The sequence below is a fragment of the Streptomyces sp. NPDC099050 genome, from assembly GCF_044759865.1.
Taxonomy (GTDB): Bacteria; Actinomycetota; Actinomycetes; order Streptomycetales; family Streptomycetaceae; genus Streptomyces.
Genome location: NZ_JBIWAE010000015.1, coordinates 124,776 through 144,436, shown reverse-complemented (window position 1 = coordinate 144,436; position 19,661 = coordinate 124,776). Strand labels below are relative to the sequence as shown.

Sequence of the window (19,661 nt, the reverse complement as noted above, 5' to 3'; positions counted from 1 at the left end):
ATGAAGGCTGACGACATCTGGAAGATCAGTACGGGCAAGGGAGTCACGGTCGCGCTGATCGACAGCGGTGTAGACCGTATCCCTGAACTGGAAGGGCAGGTTCTCCCTGGAAAGGACTTCGCGACGTCGTACGAGGGTGACGAGCGAACGGACTGGGATAAGCACGGAACCACCATGGCAGCGCTTATTGCTGCTACAGGGAACCACCCGAGTGGGGACGGGGCATTCGGGCTCGCGCCCGGGGCCAAGATTCTCCCGATTCGTGTTCCCGGGAATGTTGACGTAAAAAACGTGGCCTGGACTGCTGCGATCCGCTATGCAGCTGACACAGAAGCGAAAATCATCAGTATTTCGCTGGCTTCGGGTGATGAGGATCCGGAACGCCTTGCTGCGGTGAAGTACGCCCTGGCTAAGGGGAAGCTGATCTTTGCTGGCGTCGGTAATCGCGGAGACGGGTCGAATGGTGTTCTCTACCCAGCCGCGACGCCAGGAGTGGTGGGGGTCGGAGCCGTCGACAAGAACGGCAAGGCGACGGCGGAGTCGCAGCACGGTTCTCAGGTAGATCTGTCTGCGCCTGGAGCGGACATTGTCACGGCTTGTGGCGGCAAGACCGGCCTGTGCACAAGCCACGGAACAAGTGACGCCACCGCCCTCGCCTCCGCCTCTGCCGCGCTGATCTGGTCCGCACACCCGGACTGGACCAACAACCAGGTGCTCCGGGTCATGATGAACACTGCCGGTAAGCCAGTCGACGGCGCCGCGCGCAGCGACTTCGTTGGCTACGGCGCAGTCCGCCCCCGCATCGCCGTGCCCACCCCCGGCGACCCCGGCCCCGCGGACGTCTACCCGATCCCCGACCTGGCCGCAGCCGGCGGCGGGACGGGCACGAAGGCCCCGTCGGCGCCCTCCTCCACCGCTCCCTCCGGCCAGGCGGCCCCCGCGCCCCAGGCCGAGGCGAAGGCAACGGGAGGCGGCAGCGGCAGCTTGCCGTGGATCGCGCTCGGGCTTGGTGCCTGCGTGCTCATCGGGGGAGCCGTCACCGCCGTTGCCCTCCGGCGCCGGAGCCGCTGACTCGCGCCGAGGCATGGAACCGTAAACCACCGCACCCGGAAGGGAAGGCCACCACATGTCGTTCGACGAGGAATGGTCCACGGCCCGGAGCACTGCCGCCGCCAACGTCACCATGCGGCTCAACAGCGTCCCCGCCGCGCCCGGCCCCGGCGGCGGCAGTGCCGATCTGGAGCTCGACCAGGACCGCATCGGCGAGGTCGGCTCCGAGGCCTACAAGCTCCACACCCGACTCTCCAGCGACGGCAAGCACGCCGCCGCCTCCACCGTAGAGGCGGCCGGCGCGCTCACGCGCGAGGGCTTTGCGAGCGGGGCGGCCCTGCTCAAGGTCAACACCCGCTGGGAGAGCCAGCTCAGGACCCTCGTCGCCGCCTGCGCGAACATCTCCAACGGCCTCAACCACTCGCTCTCCTCGCACGCCAAGGAAGAGCAGCAGCTGCACGCCGATTTCACGGCCTCCAAGATCGACGAGCTGCTCAAGTGAACAAGACGAAGGTGTCGGACACGTGCTGACGTACGAGAACGTCATGAACGCGCCCCTGGGCTCCCTCCAGACCGCGATCACCGACTGGGCCGCGATGGTCAAGAAGCTGGACGAGCTGGCGGGGTCGGCACGCGACGGCATGAAGACCAAGTCGGACAAGGCCCAGTGGAGCGGAGTCACCGCGGGCGTCGCCCGCTCGCTCGTGGACAAGACGGCCAAGGAGTTCGACGACGCGGCCCGCGAAGCCAAGGGCATCCACCTCCTGCTCACCGACGGCCACGCCACCATCAAGGCGGTCCAGGAGCAGATCAAGAAGCTGGTCGCGGACGCCCCGGCCGCCGGTTTTCGAATAGACGAGAGCGGGCGGGTGTCCGCCATACCGCTCGCCGATGCGCAGGACCGGTACGCGGCCCAGCACGATCCGGACTACCAGGCCACGCTCCGCAAGAACCAGGGCCTGTGGCAGGACCGGGTCAACCGGGCCGTCGAGGACGCCCAGGACGCGGACGACTCCCTCGTCCGCGCGCTCCAGGCCAACGTCACGGACGACAACAACTTCACCGCGCCGAAGTACGCCACCCTGGACGCCGAACAAGTGGACCGGGCGGCCGCCCTGATGAAGAAGGTCACGGGTGACGGCGGCACGGCCCGCAACCCCGAGGCGCTGCGCGAGTTGGAGGACCTGCTCGACGACAACCGGGAGGACCCCGAGTTCGCGACGGGCTTCTACCGGACGGTCGGCGCCGAGGGCACGCTGGAGATGTACGCCACCATGTCCCTGGACGCGACCGGGCTCGGTCCGGCCGGCAGGGACCGTGCGCTGATGGTCGCGAACATCCAGAGCGACATGGGCGCGATGCTCGGCCTGGCCACGCACAAGGACGTGCCGAACCACCTCGACGCCGCGTGGACGACCGAGCTGATGCGGGCCGGCCGCAGGGAGATGCAGGTCACCGGCGGTGTGACGACGATCTACGGCTATCAGGCGCTCGGTGCGCTGATCCGTGAGGGCACGTACGACAAGGAGTTCCTGACCTCGGTCGGCCGCGACATGGTCGCCGTGGACCGCAAGGATCCGAAGGCCTGGGAGTCCCACACCCCGTACGGCCTCGACTCGGTCCTCAACCAGGGCGAGGGCGGTGGACGGGGCTTCTACCCGCTGACGGGCCTGATGGAGGCGCTCGGCAACAACCCGGACGCGGCGACGGCCTTCTTCAACGAGCCGGTCCGCGAGGACTCCAACGGCGACGGCATCGTCACCAAGGACGACAAGCCGGTCGGCGGTCAGCACGGCAAGGAGCAGGGCATGGTCGACTACATGCTCGACAAGAAGCCCTACACGGACAGCTTCGACATGGCGAAGGCCGGCGACCCGCCCGCGGCGCAAGAGGCGCTGGGCGGCGCCCTGGAAGCGGCGGTGTCGGGCCGCGCGGCGGGCGACGAGGACGCGAAGCCCGTTCCGCACACCGGCCCGATGACGGACGTCATGGAACGGGTCGTCGCGAAAATCAGCGACAACCCGGAGTTGGTCGCCGCGAAGCCGGGTGGGGACGAGAAGGCCCCGCTGGCCGCGCTGTCCGGCCGGTTCGGCCAGATGGCCGCCGAGTACGTACCCGACCTGCAGGCGTCCGCCGCCCACCATTCTGCCCAGATCAAGGTGAGCGGCGAGATGGCGGAGTTCAACAAGGCTGACATGGCCCGCTTCCTGGGGGCGGTCGGCCAGGATCCGGAAGCGTACGGGGCGATCGTCAACGCCAACCAGGCCTTCACCGGGGTTCTCGTCAACGACGTCATCGTGCACCGCGTGGAGCACGGGCACTTGGACACGGCGATTGAGAACGCCGTGTTCCCGGGTGGGCAGATCACCGGGATGCTGACGGAGGCCCGGGCCCAGAATATGTACTCCGAGACCGCTCACAGCAACGAGGAGTACGTCAAGGGCGTCGAGGACACTGCGAAGTGGATCAATAGAGGTATCACCGCGGCGGGCGGCAAGTACGTCGAGTTGGTACCGCTCGCCGGTGACGTCCTGGAGTGGGTCCAGGAGGACGTCACAGAGCACTTCGTGGAGGATGCGAAGAAGGAGGGCGAGGACAAGACGGCCGAGACGGAGAAGAAGGTGGCCACGATGTACGCCGCTGCCGAAGAGAGGTCGAGCAGGGCGGCGGACGCCGCCGTCCATCATGCGGCGGCCGGGTCGGGTATGTCGGCGGCGGATGTCGACACTCTGGCGACGGCCGCGTCCAAGGAGTCGGCAGTCGGCCACTCCGTCGGCCGGGATCTGGTGGCGTCTTCGGCCAGTCGGTCGTGAACGGCGGATTCGATGCTGCCGGTGAGAAACGTGAAGGGACGCTGTGATGGCGTGGGTGCGGGCGGTGCGCGTCACGGGGGTTGTGGCGGGGTTGGTGTTCGTGGCCGGGTGCGGGGGTTCGGACGCTGAGGTGAAGGCTCCTGCCGTGAAGAATCCCGAGGTCGCGGCGACCGAGGCGTGTTCCGGGCTACTCGGAGAGGCGGGCGCGGACGCGCTGGGGCGGGTCCTGCAGTCCTGGTACCTGGTCCCGGACGCCAAGGGGGCCGTGGGAGCCTCGGCCATGGCCAAGGCCGTGGAGGAGGCCCGGGCTGTGCCGTCATGTGTGGTGACCGGCCGGATCGGGTCGGGGAAGCGCGTCGCGGAGGTACGGCCGTCGGTGGAGGGTGCCGCAGGGGGCGGTGTGCGGGTGGTGCGCGCTGACAAGGAGAGGGCGGTGGCGTTCGACTGCGTCAGCGCCCGGGCCGGAGCCGCGGGCTCCGTGCGGCTCACCGTTGCCTTCCAGGACCAGTGGGACAGCGAGGGCGAGACCAAGCTCGCAAACGACTACCTCGTCATCGCTCACGCTGCCGCACGCGCGCTGGCCAAGGAGCTGGGCTGCCGCGACGGTGGCGGGCTACCGGAGCAGGCCTCGGCGCTACCGGCCGGCTGATCGCGGCCCCTCGTAGGGACGGTACGGCGAAGGCCGGTCAGGGGAGCGCCTCCCCTGACCGGCCTTCGCCGTAGAAGCCGTGACCGGAATCGAACCGGCGTAACTCGCTTTGCAGGCGAGTCCCTCAACCACTCGGGCACACGGCTGGGTGGTGGTGATGGGTACGACCGTACGAGGGCGCGGGAGGGCGGGGGAAGGGGTGCGGGGGCGGTGCAATGCGACTGCCATGCCGCGTTCACAGTCCGGGGTGCGTGCGCGGCCCTTGCGGTCCGGGCTCGCTGCTGCCGATTTGGTCCCGACGCTGCTCAGGCCTCCCTGGTGGCGTTCAGGCGCGTGATCTCGGCAGCGTAGGCGGCGGTGCGGAGCGCCGATGTGCCGGAGACGTACAAGCCGGTGCCGATCGAGGCCAGGGGGAGGGAGAGGAGGAGAGCGGCGAGTATCGGTCCCCAGTCGCGCTCGGCGTCACAGCGCTCGCCCTCGTCCGCGCGGTACGACACCGCGAAGTTCCTGCTGTCCTGGTGGAAGGCGCGGGACTCGCACTCGACGGGCTTGAAGTTCTCACCCTGGTCGGCACTGAAGGGGAAAAGGAGCAGGTAGCCCATCCAGAGCCAGATGATGGCCGCCGTGGCCATCAGTCCCCGGCCCCACCCCTGCTCGCGCAGGCCGCGCACGCGGAACTCTCTCTCGTACACCTGCGCCAATGAGTTCATGAGGGTGAAGCTAGCGCAGGCCGGTCGGCTGAGACGTGGCAGGTCTCAGGTGCCCGGTGGGCTTAGGACCTGGGACCGAGGCGGGATACGCCGAAATGACAGGGTCGATACCAGGTCACGCACCTTACGCTGGGGCGATGAGCGTCCTCCCGCAGCGAGCTGCTGCATCCACCCCCGTCCCGCCCCACCCACAGGGCGGGATCTTCGGGCCCGCGTACCGGACGCTCAGCATCGGGATCATCTCCGTCATCTTCCTGATCGCCTTCGAGGCCACCGCCGTCGGGACCGCCATGCCCGTGGCCGCCCGGGAGCTGGACGGGATCGCGCTCTACGCCTTCGCCTTCTCCGCCTACTTCACGACCAGCCTCTTCGGGATGGTGCTCTCCGGGCAGTGGGCCGACCGGCAGGGGCCGCTGCGGCCGCTGACCGTGGGGATCGGGTCCTTCGCCGCCGGGCTGGTGCTTTCCGGGACCGCCGGGGCGATGTGGATGTTCGTGCTCGGGCGGGCCGTGCAGGGGTTCGGCGGCGGGCTGGTCATCGTCGCGCTGTACGTGGTGGTGAGCCGGGCCTACGAGGAGCGGCTGAGGCCCGCGATCATGGCGGCCTTCGCCGCGAGCTGGGTCGTGCCCTCGATCGTGGGACCGCTGGCCGCGGGCACCGTGACCGAACAGCTCGGGTGGCGGTGGGTCTTCCTCGGGATACCCGCACTGGTCTTCGTACCGCTGGCCGTGGCGCTGCCCGCGATACGGCGCAGCGCCTCCGGGCCGGTGGACCCCGAGGCTCCGCCCGTGGCGTTCGACCGGCGGCGGATCCGGCTCGCCCTCGGGATCTCGGCCGGTGCGGGGCTGCTGCAGTACGCCGCCCAGGACCTGAGGTGGCTGTCGTTGGTTCCGGGGATCGCGGGGGCCGCGCTGATGGTGCCCGCCGTGCTGGGGCTGCTGCCGCGCGGGACCTACCTGGCGCGGCGCGGGCTGCCGTCGGTGGTGCTGCTGCGGGGCGTGGCGGCGGGGTCGTTCATCGCGGCGGAGAGCTTCGTACCGCTGATGCTGGTCACCCAGCGGGGTCTGAGCCCGACGATGGCCGGGTTCTCGCTCGCGCTGGGCGGGGTGACGTGGGCGGCCGGCTCGTGGGTGCAGTCGCAGGGGCGGGTGGAGCCGTACCGGGAACGGCTGATCGTGCTGGGCATGATCATGGTCGCGGCGTCGATCGCCGGGGCGCCGGCGGTACTCGTGGAGTGGGTGCCGGTGTGGACCCTGGCGCTGGTGTGGGCGCTGGGGTGCCTGGGGATGGGGCTCGTCATCGGCTCCACGAGCGTGCTGCTGCTGAAGCTTTCGGCGCCGGAGGAGGCGGGGGCGAACTCCGCGTCGCTGCAGATCTCGGACGCGCTGGCGAACGTGGTGCTGCTCGCTGCCGGGGGCGCGGCGTTCGCCGCGCTCGGCGGGGGAGCGGTGGGGGCGGCGCACTCCGTGGTGGAGGGGGGCGGGGCTTCGCACCCCATGGCGTTCGTGGTGGTGTTCCTGCCGATGGCCTGCGTGGCCCTGGTGGGGGCGTGGGTCGCCACCCGGCTCGATGCGGAGCCGCAGCGGGGCTGACCGCGCGTGGTCCGGCGCGGCGCCGTTGCCCGGGGCTCCGCCCCCGGACCCCCGCGCCTCCCACGCCGGCGGGCTGTATGGGGCCGGCATCCGGCTCCCTGTGCGTGCGGGTGGGGCCAGGGATTGCCTGGGAGGCGGGCAGGCGGGCGGGCTGGCTGGATGCGGTCGGCGTCGGCCCTGTGCGTGCGGGTGGGGCCGGGGGGAGCCTCGGAGGGCGGCGGGCGGGAAGCAGCTGGTGTCGCCGGGGCGGCCATGCGGGCGGCCGCCCGTGGCGGCGGGGGCGGGGAAAAGGGCTGACACCGGGTGGTACCGCGCGGTACCATCGGGCCATGGCTGGTCTCAACGTCAGGTTCACCGAAGAAGAGCTGGACGCCCTGCGCGAGCGCGCCGAGGCGGAGGGCCGCAGCATGCAGTCCTTCGCGCACGAGGCGGTGATCAGGGCCGTAAACGAACATTCCCGGCTGTTCAACGAGGCGGCCGAGCATGTCCTGAAGGTCAGCGGCGAGCTGAACCGGAGGCTTGCGTGACCCACTTCCTGACCCTGCCCGAGGTGCTGAACCTCGCGGAGCGGCTCGGGACCAGTGAGGTGCGCGACTACGGACTGCTCGATTCGGCGCTCGCGCGCCCACAGTCGAGCGTGTTCGGCCAGGACGCCTATCCGGACATCTGGGAGAAGGCCGCGGCCCTGATGGAATCCCTGGCCCGCAACCACGGCCTGGTGGACGGCAACAAGCGCATCGCCTGGTACGCGACCTGGGTCTTCCTCCACATGAACCGCCACCCGCTGGACGCCGGCTTCGACGTCGACGAGGCCGAGCACTTCGTGCTGGACGTGTGCCAGGGCGCCCTGGACGTCCCCAAGATCGCAGCCCAGCTGCCGAGGTTCGCGCGCTGAACCCGCGAATGTGACGCTCGCCGCACGCGCCGAGGTCACGGGCCTGTCCCTCCGCGAGGGGCGGGCCGGGGCCGGTAAGGTGGCCCGGTTGTCCTACGTACGACTGCCCGTACCGCCGGCCGTACCGATGCCCGGACCGCACGCCCGGAGTTGCCCGGAATGCGCGTCCGGGACGGGAACGCCGCCGAGAGACCGAACCGGAGACCGTGACTACTACCGCCTCCCACCACCTCTCACCCGCCTTCCCCGGCCGCGCGCCGTGGGGTACCGCCAGCGCCCTGCGAGCTTGGCAGCAGGGTGCGCTGGACCGGTACCTGGAGACCCAGCCGCGCGACTTCCTCGCCGTCGCCACCCCCGGGGCCGGCAAGACCACCTTCGCGCTGACCCTCGCGTCCTGGCTGCTGCACCACCACGTGGTGCAGCAGGTGACCGTCGTCGCGCCCACCGAGCACCTGAAGAAGCAGTGGGCGGAAGCCGCCGCCCGGATAGGGATCCGGCTGGATCCCGATTACTCCGCGGGGCCGCTCAGCAAGGACTACCACGGGGTCGCCGTCACGTACGCGGGTGTGGGCGTGCGGCCGATGCTGCACCGCAACCGGTGCGAGCAGCGCAAGACGCTCGTCATCCTCGACGAGATCCACCACGCCGGCGACTCGAAGTCCTGGGGCGAGGCCTGCCTGGAGGCCTTCGACCCGGCGACCCGGCGGCTCGCGCTCACCGGTACGCCCTTCCGGTCCGATACGAATCCCATTCCCTTCGTCGCTTACGAGGAAGGGAACGACGGCATTCGGCGGTCCTCCGCCGATTACACGTACGGCTACGGGAACGCGCTCGGCGACGGGGTCGTGCGGCCCGTCATCTTCCTTTCCTACAGCGGCAACATGCGCTGGCGCACCAAGGCCGGTGACGAGATCGCCGCGCGCCTCGGCGAGCCGATGACCAAGGACGCCATCTCGCAGGCCTGGCGCACGGCGCTCGACGCGCGCGGCGACTGGATGCCGAACGTGCTGCGCGCCGCCGACCAGCGGCTGACCGAGGTCAGGAAGGGCATCCCCGACGCGGGCGGGCTGGTCATCGCCGCCGATCAGGACTCCGCGCGGGCCTACGCCAAGCTCATCCGGGAGATCACGGGGAGCAAGGCCACCGTCGTGCTGTCGGACGACACCGGCGCCTCGAAGCGGATCGACGAGTTCGCCGCGAGCAACGACCGGTGGATGGTCGCCGTCCGCATGGTGTCCGAGGGCGTCGACGTACCGCGGCTCGCGGTCGGCGTGTACGCCACCACCATCTCGACCCCGCTGTTCTTCGCGCAGGCCGTCGGGCGCTTCGTGCGCTCGCGCCGGCGCGGCGAGACGGCCTCGGTGTTCCTGCCGACCATCCCCTACCTGCTGGGCTTCGCGAACGAGATGGAAGTCGAGCGCGACCACGTCCTCGACAAGCCGAAGAAGCAGGGCGAGGAAGACCCGTACGCCGACTCCGAGAAGGAGATGGAGGAGGCGAACAAGCAGGAGGACGAGGACACCGGCGACGAGGAGCAGATGTCCTTCGAGGCGCTGGAGTCCGACGCCGTCTTCGACCGGGTGCTGTACGACGGCGCCGAGTTCGGCATGCAGGCGCATCCGGGCAGTGAAGAGGAGCAGGACTACCTCGGCATTCCGGGACTGCTGGAGCCCGACCAGGTGCAGATGCTGCTCCAGAAGCGGCAGTCGCGGCAGATCGCGCACAGCAAGCGCAAGCCCGACTCGGAGGCGGACCTGCTGGAGCTGCCGGCCGACCGGCGGCCCGTGGTCTCGCACAAGGAACTCCTGGAGCTGCGGAAGTCGCTCAACACGATGGTGGGCGCCTACGTCCACCAGAGCGGCAAACCGCACGGGGTGCTCCACACCGAACTGCGCCGCGTGTGCGGCGGACCGCCGAGCGCGGAAGCCACGGCGGGACAGCTGCGCGAGCGGATCAAGAAGGTCCAGGAGTGGGCCACCCGCATGCGGTGATTTCCTACGGAATGCGGCACGGGCGGTGCGGGGAGATTCGTACGGTCCCCGCCCGCCCGGGCCGTCGTAGCGGTGGCGCCGCACCCGTGGTGGGAGGCCCTGCCGGGCCGCGCGGGCGACCCGGGCACAGGAGCCGCGACCGCGGGGCCGAAGGTCACGAATCGACGGCGATGTGCGTTTTCAACCGGCACAAAACGCCAGTAGGCGCCCGGATTCTGGACGAGCCCTTCCGCTGAGCGAACCCGCTCGCTACTGTCCCCGCATCGAACGCCCCGTGGCAGCGCCGCCGCGGGAGCGCAGCCGGTGCCATGGCCGCTACCGGCGGCCTCTCCGTGCGTCGCCGAGGGACCGGCGGCGCTATCCCCAGAGAGTCACCGCCGCCCACCGAAAGAGGGAGAGGCGTCGTGACCGCGGAAACCTCCCAGACTCTCGACCGAGGACTCCGAGTTCTCAAACTGCTCGCCGACACCGACCACGGTCTGACCGTCACCGAGCTCTCCAACCGCCTCGGTGTGAACCGCACCGTGGTCTACCGCCTCCTGGCCACCCTCGAACAGCACGCCCTGGTCCGCCGCGACCTCGGCGGCCGCGCCCGCGTCGGGCTCGGCGTGCTGCGCCTGGGCCGCCAGGTGCACCCCCTCGTGCGCGAGGCGGCGCTGCCGGCGCTGCGCTCCCTCGCCGAGGACATAGGGGCCACCGCGCACCTGACCCTCGTGGACGGAACCGAAGCGCTCGCCGTGGCGGTCGTCGAGCCGACCTGGACCGACTACCACGTGGCCTACCGGCCCGGCTTCCGGCATCCGCTGGACCGCGGGGCAGCCGGCCGGGCCATCCTGGCCGCCCGTCAGGGCACGCTCATCGAGCCCGGGTACACGCTCACCCACGGTGAGCTCGAAGCGGGCGCCAGCGGCGCTGCCGCGCCCCTCGTGGGCATCACGGGGCTGGAGGGCAGCGTGGGCGTCGTCATGCTGGCCGACGCCGTGCCCGAGCGGGTCGGCCCGCGCGTGGTGGACGCCGCCCGAGAGGTGGCCGACGCCCTGCGCTGAGCCGCGGAGCCGCGCGCGCGGTACGCGCCGTACGCACGGCACATCAGGACACCGAGCCGCGCCCCCGACCACCGGGGGCGCGGCTCGACCCGTCCGGGGGTACCCGCGCTAGATTGGCCCGGTGCTCTCTCGCCTCACACGTCTGCCGCGCCCCGCCGCCCTCGCCGTCTGCGCCGTGCCCGTGCTCGCGCTGTTCGCCGTCGCGGCCCTGGCACCGCTGCCCTTCGTGATCGCGCAGCCGGGCCTCACGGCCGACGTGCTCGGCTCCCGCGACGGCAAGCAGGTCATCAGCATCACCGGGGCCCCCACCCGCGCGACCACGGGCCAGCTGCGGATGACCACCATCCAGGCCACCGGTCCCTCCACCTCCGTCACCCTCCCCGAACTGGTCGGCGACTGGTTCGACACCACCCGGGCGGTCATGCCCAGGGAGTCGGTGTACGGATCGGGCGGAAGCGACAAGGAGATCGAGGAGCACAACCTGGAGGAGATGACCAAGTCGCAGTCGACGGCCTCCCGGGCCGCCCTCGGCTACCTCCACAAGGACCCGAAGGACGTGAAGGTCCAGCTGAACCTCGCCGACGTCGGCGGTCCGAGCGCCGGACTGCTCTTCTCCCTGGGCATCGTCGACAAGCTCGACGGGAACGGCAGCGGCGGCGATCTCACCGGCGGCAAATCCATCGCCGGTACGGGCACCATCAGCGCGGACGGCGAGGTCGGTGCGGTCGGCGGGGTGGCCCTGAAGACTCAGGCCGCGCGGCGCGACGGGGCGAGCGTGTTCCTCGTACCGGCGGCGGAGTGCTCGGACGCGAAGTCCGAACTCCCCGAGGGGCTCCGGCTGGTCCCCGTCACTTCGCTGACGGATGCGGTTGACGCGCTGCGGGCTCTGCAGAAGGGTGCACCGGTTCCGTCCTGCTGAGCCGGGGGGCCGCCTCCATGCTCCGCCAGGACGGGAACACCAGCGGGGAGAGCGTGGCGAGGAAGTAGAGCCCGCCGAACACCAGCAGCGTCGTGGTCACCCCGAAGCCGTCGATGAGCAGCCCCGCGGCCAGCCCGCCGAGCGGCATCGTCAGCTCGCAGCCCGCCTGGGTCACGCCCGAGACCCGGCTGCGCAGCTCGTCGGGCACCTTCTCCAGCATGACCGTGGTCAGGATCGGGTTGAGCACGCCCGCGCCCAGCCCCGACAGGGCCATCGTCACCGCGAGCGGCAGCGGGGTGTCGGTGAAGGCGGCGACCACGTAGCGCGGGGCCCCGCCCAGCAGGAACGCCGCGGCGAACACGGTCCTACGGGAGAACCGCTCGCCCCAGGCTCCGTAGAGCAGGGCGCCCAGCAGCGCGAACCCGCCGAAGAGGGCGACCATCAGGCCGAGCGCGGTGGCTCCGCCCAGAGCGTCGCGGCCGTGCACCGGCAGCAGGACCGAGGACCAGCCCTGGTCGAGGCCGTTGGTCATCATCACCATCACCGTGAGGCCCAGCAGCAGCCGCGTGCGGATCAGGAACCGCCAGCCCTCGGCGAGTTCCGCCCGGTACCCGGCGAGCGACACCTTCCCGGCGGCGCGCTGCGGCTCGGCGGCCGGTATCCCGCGCACGAAGGCGCTGACCAGCAGCGCTGAGGCGCAGAAGGTGGCGGCGTCCAGGAGCAGGACCGACTCGACGCCGACCGTGGCGATCAGTACGCCGGCCAGCGCGGCCCCGATCATCCGGGCTCCGCGCGAGACGGCGTCGTAGAGGCTGGCGGCGCGGGCGACGGTGGTGCCGGCGTGCTCGGCGAGATGGGGGAGCAGGACGTAGCGCGCGGCCAGTCCGGGGGTGTGCACGAGGCCGCCGACGGCCATCAGCGCGCACAGCATCCAGAACTCCAGCAGCCCCGTGTGGTGCAGCAGCGGTATCGCGCCCACGGACAGCCCGCAGATCAGGTCGGAGCCGGCGGAGACCCGGCGGCGGCCGAGCCGGTCGATGACCGGGCCCCCGACCAGGGCGGCGATCGCGACGGGCAGGGTGGCGCAGAAGGCGACGATCCCGGCCCGGCCGGCGCTGCCGGTGGTCTGGAGCACGAACCACGGGACGCCGATGAGGGTCAGCGAACTCCCCGCTATCGAGATGGTGTTGGCGAGCAGGACGGCGGTGAAGGGGCGACGGTTCACGCGATGCCGCCGTGCGGGCGGGAGATCCGGGTGTCGAGGGCGATGCGTGCCTGCAGGTGCGCGGGCTGGATCAGGTGGATGCCGGTGGCGATCAGGGCCTCGCCGATCCGGTTGCGCAGGGTGGAGGCGGGGTGCCGGCAGAGGTGCGGCGCGGCCTCCCGCGCACGGCGCCAGGCGGCGGCCTCGGCGGTGCGGGTGGCGTGGGTGGCGGCGTGGATGTGGGCATGGCTGAAGGCGTGCACGGCAGGGCTCCTTCTGCGAAAGGGGGTGCGGAGGGCGCTACTTGGTGTGGACCGGGAAGGCGTGCGTGTGGAAGCGGACCGTTTCCGTGCCTTCGGAGGGCGGCAGATCGCGGTAGCTGTTGATCAGGTCGTGGATCTTGAGGACCAGTTCGTGGCTCTGCGTGGGGGTCAGCTGCAGTGAGAAGTCGCTGAGTTCGGAACTCCGGCGCCACTCCATCGACCAGGTGTGGGCTTCGCCCAGCCAGGCGGACAGTTCCTGTTCGTGGATCTTCACGACCTCCGCCAGGAAGACCTCCGCGGCGCCGCGCGTGGCCGGGTCGGTGTCGTAGATCAGCGCCTCGTCGAAGATCGTGCCGTCCTGGGCGGGCCGCCACCAGCGCTCCCGGCCCTTGCCGTGCTCGGGGGCGTCCTCGACGAACCCGTACGCGGCGAGCTGGCGCAAGTGGTAGCTGGTGGCGCCGCTCGACTCCCCGAGCCGCTGGGCGAGTTGTGAGGCGGTGGCCGGCCCGTGCAGGCGCAGGTCGCCCAGCAGTCGGATGCGCAGCGGGTGGGCCAGGCCGCGCAGGGAGTTGGCGTCAAGCTTGCGGAGCTGGGGCTCCGGCTTCTGAGGCTCTGCGTTCTTCTCGGGCATGCCTCAACAGTAGAGTTGCAAAGAACCCTGTGCAAGGGTTTCTTTGCAACTACTTCTTTGCATCCCCCGTTCGGAGGACAGGACGTCAGGTCACCCCTCCTCGATGAAGGTCACCCCTCCTTGATGAACCCCTCCGCCACCAGCCAGTCCTTCGCCACCCCGTGCGGATCCTGCCCCTCCACGTCCACCAGCGCGTTGAGCCGCTGCGCCGTCTCCGTCGTCAGCCGCTCCGACAGCGGGTCCAGCAGGCCCGCGATCGCCGGGTACTTCTCCAGGGTCTTCGCGTGCAGCTCCGGCGCCGCGTTGTAGTTGGGGAAGAAGTGCCGGTCGTCGACGAGGGTGTCCAGGTCCATGGCCTTGATCCGGCCGTCCGTGGTGAAGGCCTCGCCCAGCAGGCAGGAATCGGACTTGGAGACCTGCGTGTAGATGATCCCGGCGTCCATCTTCATGACGTTGCCCGCCGGGATCTTCATCCCGTACGCCTTCTCCAGGCCCGGCAGCCCGTCCTCCCGCGAGGCGAACTCGTTCTCCACGCAGACCGTCACCGCCTTGGGGTCGCGCTGCGACAGCGCCGCCACGTCCGACATGGTCTTCAGCCCGTACTTGGCGTTGTTCTTCTTGCTGATGGCCAGCGTGTAGGTGTTGTTGAGCGTGGAAGGCGGCAGCCAGGCCACGCCGTTCTTCACGTCCGCGTCCCGCACCGCCTCCCACTGCGCGTACGGGTCCGTGATCGGCTTGTCGTTGCCCTGGTAGGTGATCCACGCCGTGCCCGTGTACTCGTACATGGCGTCCGCGTCGCCCTGGATGATCGCCTCGCGGGCGCTGATCGACCCCGGCAGGTTGGTGCGGTCCAGGACCTCCGCGCCGGCCGCCTTGAAGATCAGGCCGATCATCTGGCCGAGCACGATGTTCTCGCTGAAGTTCTTCGAGGTGACCGTCAGCGAGGCGCCCTTGAGGGGCTGCCCCTGGCCCACCGAGCCCGGTAGGACGTCGTCCACCATCGGGGAGCCGCTCTTGAGCCCGCAGCCCGCGAGCGGCAGCCCCAGCGCCAGCAGGGCCGCGCAGGCCGTGGCCGTCCGTACGGAGAGGGAGAGCTTGCCCATCTACGCCTCCAGCCCGCGCGGGGTCAGGACCGTCTCGGCCAGTGAGGCCAGCCAGTCCACGAACAGCGCCAGCGCCACCGTCAGCACCGAGCCCAGCACCAGCACCGGCATCCGCTGCGTCTGGATCCCGGAGGTGATCAGGTCGCCCAGGCCCCCGCCGCCGCCGAAGGTGGCCAGGGTCGCGGTGCCGACGTTGAGGACGAGGGCCGTCCGTACGCCCGCCAGGATCAGCGGGACGGCCAGCGGGAGTTCCACCTTCATCAGGGTGCCCATGGAGGACATCCCGATCCCGCGCGAGGCCTCCACCAGCTGCGGGTCGATCCCGCGCAGCCCCGCGACGGTGTTGGACAGCACGGGCAGGACGGCGTAGGCGACCATGCCGATGATCGCCGTCGAGGGGCCGATGCCGAGCCAGATGACCAGCAGGGCGAGCAGGCCGATGGCCGGGGTGGCCTGGCCGATGTTGGCGATGGCCGTGACCAGCGGGGCCGCCCGGCGCAGGCCGCGGCGGGTCAGGGCGATGCCGAGCGGGATCGCGATGACCAGCACCCAGAAGGTGGAGATCGCGGTGAGCTGCACGTGCTGCCACAGCCGGAGCTCGACGTTGCCGTCCTTGAGGGAGTTCTCGGCGATCGTGTCCAGGGTGGCGTTGGTGATCCACAGGTACGTGGCCAGCAGGACCAGCGCCAGCACGATCGGCAGGGTCACCAGCCGGGCCCAGGTGAGCCGGCTTCCCGGGCGGGGCGGCGTGGTGGAGGCCATGACCGTCTCGTCGGGCCCGGGCTCCTCCGGATCCCGGAAGACGTGCCCCTTGAGCTCGTGCTCGCCGGGCGGGCGTTCGGGGGAGACCGGGTTCCTGGGGCTCATGAGCCCTCCGAACCGTCCCGGAGCCCCTCCAGGTCCCGCTCGGTGCGGTGGTGGCGCAGCTCCTCCAGGTCGTGCGCGTGCTCGGCGGCCGTCAGCCGGTCGGCCTCCAGCATCTCGTGCACGGAGTTCATCAGGGTCTCCATGTCCACGACGCCGATGTACTCGCCGCGCCGCCCGGTGACGGCCACCCGGCCGCCGCTGTCGGTCAGTACGGCCTCCAGGGCGTCGTGCAGGGTCGCGTCCCGGGTCACCGTGTCGTGCACGAGCTGCCCGGCCCGGGCCAGCGAGCCCTTGGCGCGCATCAGGTCCCCGCGGCGCAGCCATTTGTACGGGCGGCCGCGCCGGTCCAGCATCAGGAGCTCGTTGACCTGGCCGGCGCGCAGGGTGTTGAAGATCTTCTGGAGCGGATCGTCGACGGAGACGGTCGGGAACTCGGCGATCTCCACGTCCCGCACGCGGGTGAGGTTGAGCCGTTTGAGGGCGGCGCCTGCGCCGACGAACCCGGAGACGAAGTCGTCGGCGGGGTTGGTGAGGATCGCCTCGGGGGTGTCGAACTGCGCGATGTGCGAGCGCTCGCGCAGGACGGCGATCCGGTCGCCCAGCTTGATGGCCTCGTCGAAGTCGTGGGTGACGAAGACGATCGTCTTGTGCAGCTCGTGCTGGAGCCGGATCAGCTCGTCCTGGAGGTGGTCGCGGGTGATCGGGTCGACGGCGCCGAAGGGCTCGTCCATCAGCAGGACGGGCGGATCGGCGGCGAGCGCCCGGGCCACGCCCACGCGCTGCTGCTGGCCGCCGGAGAGCTGGCGCGGGTAGCGGCCGTGGAACTCGCGCGGATCCAGGCCGACCAGGTCGAGCATCTCCTCCACCCGGTCCTTCACGCGGGACTTGGACCAGCCGGTCATCTTCGGGACCAGGGCGATGTTCTCGGCGACCGTCATGTGCGGGAAGAGCCCCGAGGACTGGATCGCGTACCCGATCTTGCGGCGGAGTTTGACCGGGTCCATGTCGGTGACGTCCTCGTCGCCGATGCGGATCCGGCCGGAGGTGGGCTCGATCAGTCGGTTGATCATCTTGAGGGTGGTGGACTTCCCGCAGCCGGAGGGGCCCACGAAGACCACGAGTTCGCCCGCCTTGATCTCCATGGAGACGTCGTCGACGGAGGGGTTGGGATTGCCGGGGTAGCGCTTGGTGAGGTTCTCCAGCTGGATGGTGGCGCCGGAGGCGGCCTGTGGGTTCGTGGCGGGCCGCGGTTCCTCGTGCGGCGCGGACGTCGGCTCAGACACGGATTCCCCTCGGGATGGTGAGACGGCCGAGCAGGACGTACGCGGCGTCGAAGAGCAGGGCGAGGATGACGACGCCGAGCGTCCCCGCCAGGACCTGGTTGATGGCGTTGGCGCTGCCGAGCGAGGCGATCCCGCGGAAGATCTCGTTGCCCAGGCCCGGCCCGGAGGCGTAGGCGGCGATGGCCGCGATGCCCATCAGCATCTGCGTGGAGACCCGGATGCCGGTCAGGATCGGCGGCCAGGCGAGCGGCAGCTCCACCTTCAGCAGCTGGGCGCCGCGCGACATCCCGATGCCCTTGGCGGCGTCGACCAGGGCCGGGTCCACCCCGCGCAGCCCCACGATGGAGTTGCGGACGATGGGCAGCAGCCCGTACAGGGTCAGGGCGATCACGGTCGGCGCGACGCCGAGGCCGACGATCGGGATCAGCAGGCCGATCATGGCGAGGGAGGGGATGGTCAGCACCGTGGAGGTGGAGGTGACCGCCAGGTTCCCGGCCCAGCCGCTGCGGTAGGTGAGGACGCCGATGGCGACGCCGAGGGCGGTCGCGATCACCATGCACTGGAAGACGGCGCTGGCGTGCTGGAAGGCGTCGGTGAGCAGCTGCTGGTGGCGGTTGGACAGGTAGGCCCAGAAGCTCACGGCGCGTCACCCCATCCGTAGTTGCCGCACGTCAGTGGTCAGTGGTCAGTGATCAGTGTTCAGTCGTCCTCGGCCGCCTGTTCGACCAGGGGGATGATCCGCAAGGGAACGGGATTCTCCATGACGATGGCGGTCGAAGCCCTCACGATGCCATCAAAAGCGACAACTCGGTCGATCACTCGCTGGAGATCCGCGTTCGACCGGGCCACGAGCCGGCACAACATGTCCCCGTGCCCGGTCGTCGTGTGCAGCTCCAGCACCTCCGGAACCCCGTCCAAGTGGGCCCGTACGTCCGCCCCTTGGCCCTGTTTGATCTCCAGCGTGGCGAAGGCCGTCACCGGGTACCCCAGGGCCGCCGGATCCACCTGCGGACCGAACCCCCGGATGACTCCGTTCGACTGAAGCCGGTCCAGCCGGGCCTGCGCCGTACCGCGCGCCACGCCGAGCCGCCGCGAGACCTCCAGGACCCCGATCCGGGGCTCGCGGGCGAGCAGGACGATGAGCCGGCCGTCGAGTTCGTCGATTCCCATGGGTGCCTCCCGGGCGGTCGGTCGGTGGTCATAGTGCACAGATATCCCAGCCATGGTGGGCCGATACTGGTCAGTCTGTACAGCAGAAATGGAAACTATTGCGCAGCTTGTGGAACGGCGGGACTCTGCCGTCATGACTGAGACCCAGCCGCTCGACATCGCGCCGTCCACCGCCGCCAAGGCCGATCCCTTCCCGGTCAAGGGCATGGACGCGGTCGTCTTCGCCGTAGGCAACGCCAAGCAGGCCGCGCACTTCTACTCGACCGCCTTCGGCATGAAGCTCGTCGCCTACTCCGGACCGGAGAACGGCACCCGCGAGACGGCCAGCTACGTCCTGACCAACGGCGCCGCGCGGTTCGTCCTCACCTCGGTCATCAAGGCCACCACCGACCGCGGCCGCTTCCTCGCCGAGCACGTCGCCGACCACGGCGACGGCGTCGTCGACCTGGCGATCGAGGTCCCGGACGTGAAGGCGGCCTACGCCTACGCCGTCGAGCACGGCGCGCGCGGCCTGGACGAGCCGTACGAGCTCACCGACGAGCACGGCACGGTCCGCCTGGCGGCGATCGCCACCTACGGCCAGACCCGCCACACCCTGGTCGAGCGCGGCGACTACACCGGCCCCTACCTGCCCGGATTCGTCTCCGTCGCCCCGATGGTCGAGCCCCCGGCCAAGCGCACCTTCCAGGCGATCGACCACTGCGTGGGCAACGTCGAGCTCGGCCGGATGAACGAGTGGGTGGCCTTCTACAACAAGGTCATGGGCTTCACGAACATGAAGGAGTTCGTGGGCGACGACATCGCGACCGAGTACTCGGCGCTGATGTCGAAGGTCGTCGCGGACGGCACCCTGAAGGTGAAGTTCCCGATCAACGAGCCGGCGATCGCGAAGAAGAAGTCGCAGATCGACGAGTACCTGGAGTTCTACGGCGGCGCGGGCGTCCAGCACATCGCGCTCGCGACGAACGACATCGTCCGCACCGTACGGGCGATGCGGGCGGCCGGCGTGGAGTTCCTGAACACCCCGGACTCCTACTACGACACGCTCGGCGAGTGGGCGGGCGAGACCCGCGTCCCCGTCGAGACCCTGCGCGAGCTGAAGATCCTCGTCGACCGCGACGAGGACGGCTACCTGCTGCAGATCTTCACGAAGCCGGTCCAGGACCGCCCGACGGTCTTCTTCGAGATGATCGAGCGGCACGGATCGATGGGCTTCGGCAAGGGCAACTTCAAGGCCCTGTTCGAGGCGATCGAGCGGGAGCAGGAGAAGCGGGGCAACCTCTAGCGGGTTGCGGGAACCGGAGCCCCTGCGGCGCGGCGCCGCCGCCGGGGGCTCCGCCCCGGCCTCCCCGCGCCTCAAACGCCGGCGGGGCTGGAACGGCCATCCTGCGGCGCCGTGCCTGGGGCTCCGCCCCAGACCCCGCGCCCCAGGCCCCGCGCCTCAGACGCCGCGCCTCAGACGCCGGCGAGGCTGG

General features: G+C 70.5%; 20 protein-coding genes and 1 tRNA gene. 11 read left to right on the top strand and 10 right to left on the bottom strand.

Annotated elements, in window-relative coordinates; translation table 11 throughout:
* The 4 genes from mycP (at position 1) to ACIQV3_RS24840 (ending at position 4,512) form a co-directional block, all read left to right on the top strand.
* Entirely contained in the window at positions 1–1,071 is a 1,071-nt protein-coding gene (gene mycP, locus ACIQV3_RS24855; protein ID WP_403715232.1) for a type VII secretion-associated serine protease mycosin, read from the top strand.
* Positions 1,072–1,126: 55 nt separating this feature from the next.
* Positions 1,127–1,552 (top strand): hypothetical protein, encoded by a 426-nt coding sequence (locus ACIQV3_RS24850; RefSeq protein ID WP_403715230.1) that lies wholly within the window; start codon positions 1,127–1,129, stop codon positions 1,550–1,552.
* 22 nt (positions 1,553–1,574) lie between these two features.
* Entirely contained in the window at positions 1,575–3,863 is a 2,289-nt protein-coding gene (locus ACIQV3_RS24845; RefSeq protein ID WP_403715228.1) for a hypothetical protein, read from the top strand.
* Positions 3,864–4,008: 145 nt separating this feature from the next.
* Positions 4,009–4,512, top strand: a complete 504-nt coding sequence (locus ACIQV3_RS24840) for a hypothetical protein (RefSeq protein ID WP_403715224.1) — start codon at positions 4,009–4,011, stop codon at positions 4,510–4,512.
* A gap of 74 nt (positions 4,513–4,586) precedes the next feature.
* Here the strand turns inward: ACIQV3_RS24840 and ACIQV3_RS24835 are convergent.
* Together ACIQV3_RS24835 and ACIQV3_RS24830 are read right to left on the bottom strand one after the other, a co-directional pair.
* A tRNA-Cys gene (locus ACIQV3_RS24835) sits at positions 4,587–4,658 on the bottom strand.
* A 159-nt stretch (positions 4,659–4,817) separates the two neighbouring features.
* Positions 4,818–5,222 (bottom strand): hypothetical protein, encoded by a 405-nt coding sequence (locus ACIQV3_RS24830; RefSeq protein WP_403715222.1) that lies wholly within the window; start codon positions 5,220–5,222, stop codon positions 4,818–4,820.
* 137 nt (positions 5,223–5,359) lie between these two features.
* On the opposite strand from ACIQV3_RS24830, the gene ACIQV3_RS24825 reads away from it, so the two are divergent.
* The 6 genes from ACIQV3_RS24825 (at position 5,360) to ACIQV3_RS24800 (ending at position 11,665) form a co-directional block, all read left to right on the top strand.
* Entirely contained in the window at positions 5,360–6,814 is a 1,455-nt protein-coding gene (locus ACIQV3_RS24825; RefSeq protein ID WP_403715220.1) for an MFS transporter, read from the top strand.
* Positions 6,815–7,143: 329 nt separating this feature from the next.
* Complete coding sequence (locus ACIQV3_RS24820) at positions 7,144–7,341, top strand: plasmid mobilization protein (RefSeq protein WP_030769667.1); 198 nt, start codon at positions 7,144–7,146, stop codon at positions 7,339–7,341.
* On the top strand, positions 7,338–7,709 hold the full coding sequence (locus ACIQV3_RS24815; RefSeq protein ID WP_403715218.1) for a type II toxin-antitoxin system death-on-curing family toxin: 372 nt from the start codon (positions 7,338–7,340) through the stop codon (positions 7,707–7,709). Before ACIQV3_RS24820 ends, ACIQV3_RS24815 begins: the two co-directional genes overlap by 4 nt.
* A gap of 206 nt (positions 7,710–7,915) precedes the next feature.
* The gene (locus ACIQV3_RS24810) at positions 7,916–9,700 is read left to right on the top strand and encodes a DEAD/DEAH box helicase (RefSeq protein WP_266877913.1); all 1,785 of its coding nucleotides are present in this window, start codon (positions 7,916–7,918) and stop codon (positions 9,698–9,700) included.
* Positions 9,701–10,104: 404 nt separating this feature from the next.
* The gene (locus ACIQV3_RS24805) at positions 10,105–10,746 is read left to right on the top strand and encodes an IclR family transcriptional regulator (protein ID WP_054222485.1); all 642 of its coding nucleotides are present in this window, start codon (positions 10,105–10,107) and stop codon (positions 10,744–10,746) included.
* A 121-nt stretch (positions 10,747–10,867) separates the two neighbouring features.
* On the top strand, positions 10,868–11,665 hold the full coding sequence (locus tag ACIQV3_RS24800) for a S16 family serine protease (RefSeq protein WP_403715214.1): 798 nt from the start codon (positions 10,868–10,870) through the stop codon (positions 11,663–11,665).
* Here ACIQV3_RS24800 and ACIQV3_RS24795 read toward each other — a convergent pair.
* The 8 genes from ACIQV3_RS24795 to ACIQV3_RS24760 form a co-directional block, all read right to left on the bottom strand.
* Positions 11,595–12,890, bottom strand: coding sequence for an MFS transporter (locus ACIQV3_RS24795; RefSeq protein ID WP_403715212.1), 1,296 nt, complete (start codon positions 12,888–12,890; stop codon positions 11,595–11,597). The genes ACIQV3_RS24800 and ACIQV3_RS24795 overlap by 71 nt on opposite strands.
* Positions 12,887–13,132: a hypothetical protein gene (locus ACIQV3_RS24790; RefSeq protein ID WP_403715210.1), complete on the bottom strand. Its 246-nt coding sequence runs from the start codon at positions 13,130–13,132 to the stop codon at positions 12,887–12,889. Before ACIQV3_RS24790 ends, ACIQV3_RS24795 begins: the two co-directional genes overlap by 4 nt.
* Positions 13,133–13,169: 37 nt before the next feature.
* Positions 13,170–13,763 carry an ArsR/SmtB family transcription factor gene (locus tag ACIQV3_RS24785; protein WP_403715208.1) on the bottom strand — a complete coding sequence of 198 codons (594 nt, stop codon included), beginning with the start codon at positions 13,761–13,763 and terminating at the stop codon, positions 13,170–13,172.
* A gap of 110 nt (positions 13,764–13,873) precedes the next feature.
* On the bottom strand, positions 13,874–14,866 hold the full coding sequence (locus ACIQV3_RS24780; RefSeq protein ID WP_403715206.1) for a glycine betaine ABC transporter substrate-binding protein: 993 nt from the start codon (positions 14,864–14,866) through the stop codon (positions 13,874–13,876).
* Positions 14,867–15,733 (bottom strand): ABC transporter permease, encoded by an 867-nt coding sequence (locus tag ACIQV3_RS24775; protein ID WP_403715204.1) that lies wholly within the window; start codon positions 15,731–15,733, stop codon positions 14,867–14,869. It lies immediately after the preceding gene.
* Positions 15,730–17,016 (bottom strand): betaine/proline/choline family ABC transporter ATP-binding protein, encoded by a 1,287-nt coding sequence (locus ACIQV3_RS24770; protein WP_403715202.1) that lies wholly within the window; start codon positions 17,014–17,016, stop codon positions 15,730–15,732. The genes ACIQV3_RS24775 and ACIQV3_RS24770 overlap by 4 nt, the downstream gene beginning before the upstream one ends.
* Positions 17,009–17,656 carry an ABC transporter permease gene (locus ACIQV3_RS24765; RefSeq protein WP_274552927.1) on the bottom strand — a complete coding sequence of 216 codons (648 nt, stop codon included), beginning with the start codon at positions 17,654–17,656 and terminating at the stop codon, positions 17,009–17,011. The genes ACIQV3_RS24770 and ACIQV3_RS24765 overlap by 8 nt, the downstream gene beginning before the upstream one ends.
* A gap of 59 nt (positions 17,657–17,715) precedes the next feature.
* Positions 17,716–18,186 carry an Lrp/AsnC family transcriptional regulator gene (locus ACIQV3_RS24760; protein WP_112448141.1) on the bottom strand — a complete coding sequence of 157 codons (471 nt, stop codon included), beginning with the start codon at positions 18,184–18,186 and terminating at the stop codon, positions 17,716–17,718.
* Positions 18,187–18,319: 133 nt separating this feature from the next.
* Here ACIQV3_RS24760 and hppD point away from each other — a divergent pair, with 133 nt between their 5' ends.
* On the top strand, positions 18,320–19,471 hold the full coding sequence (hppD, locus tag ACIQV3_RS24755; protein WP_403715198.1) for a 4-hydroxyphenylpyruvate dioxygenase: 1,152 nt from the start codon (positions 18,320–18,322) through the stop codon (positions 19,469–19,471).
* Positions 19,472–19,661 lie beyond the last annotated feature (190 nt).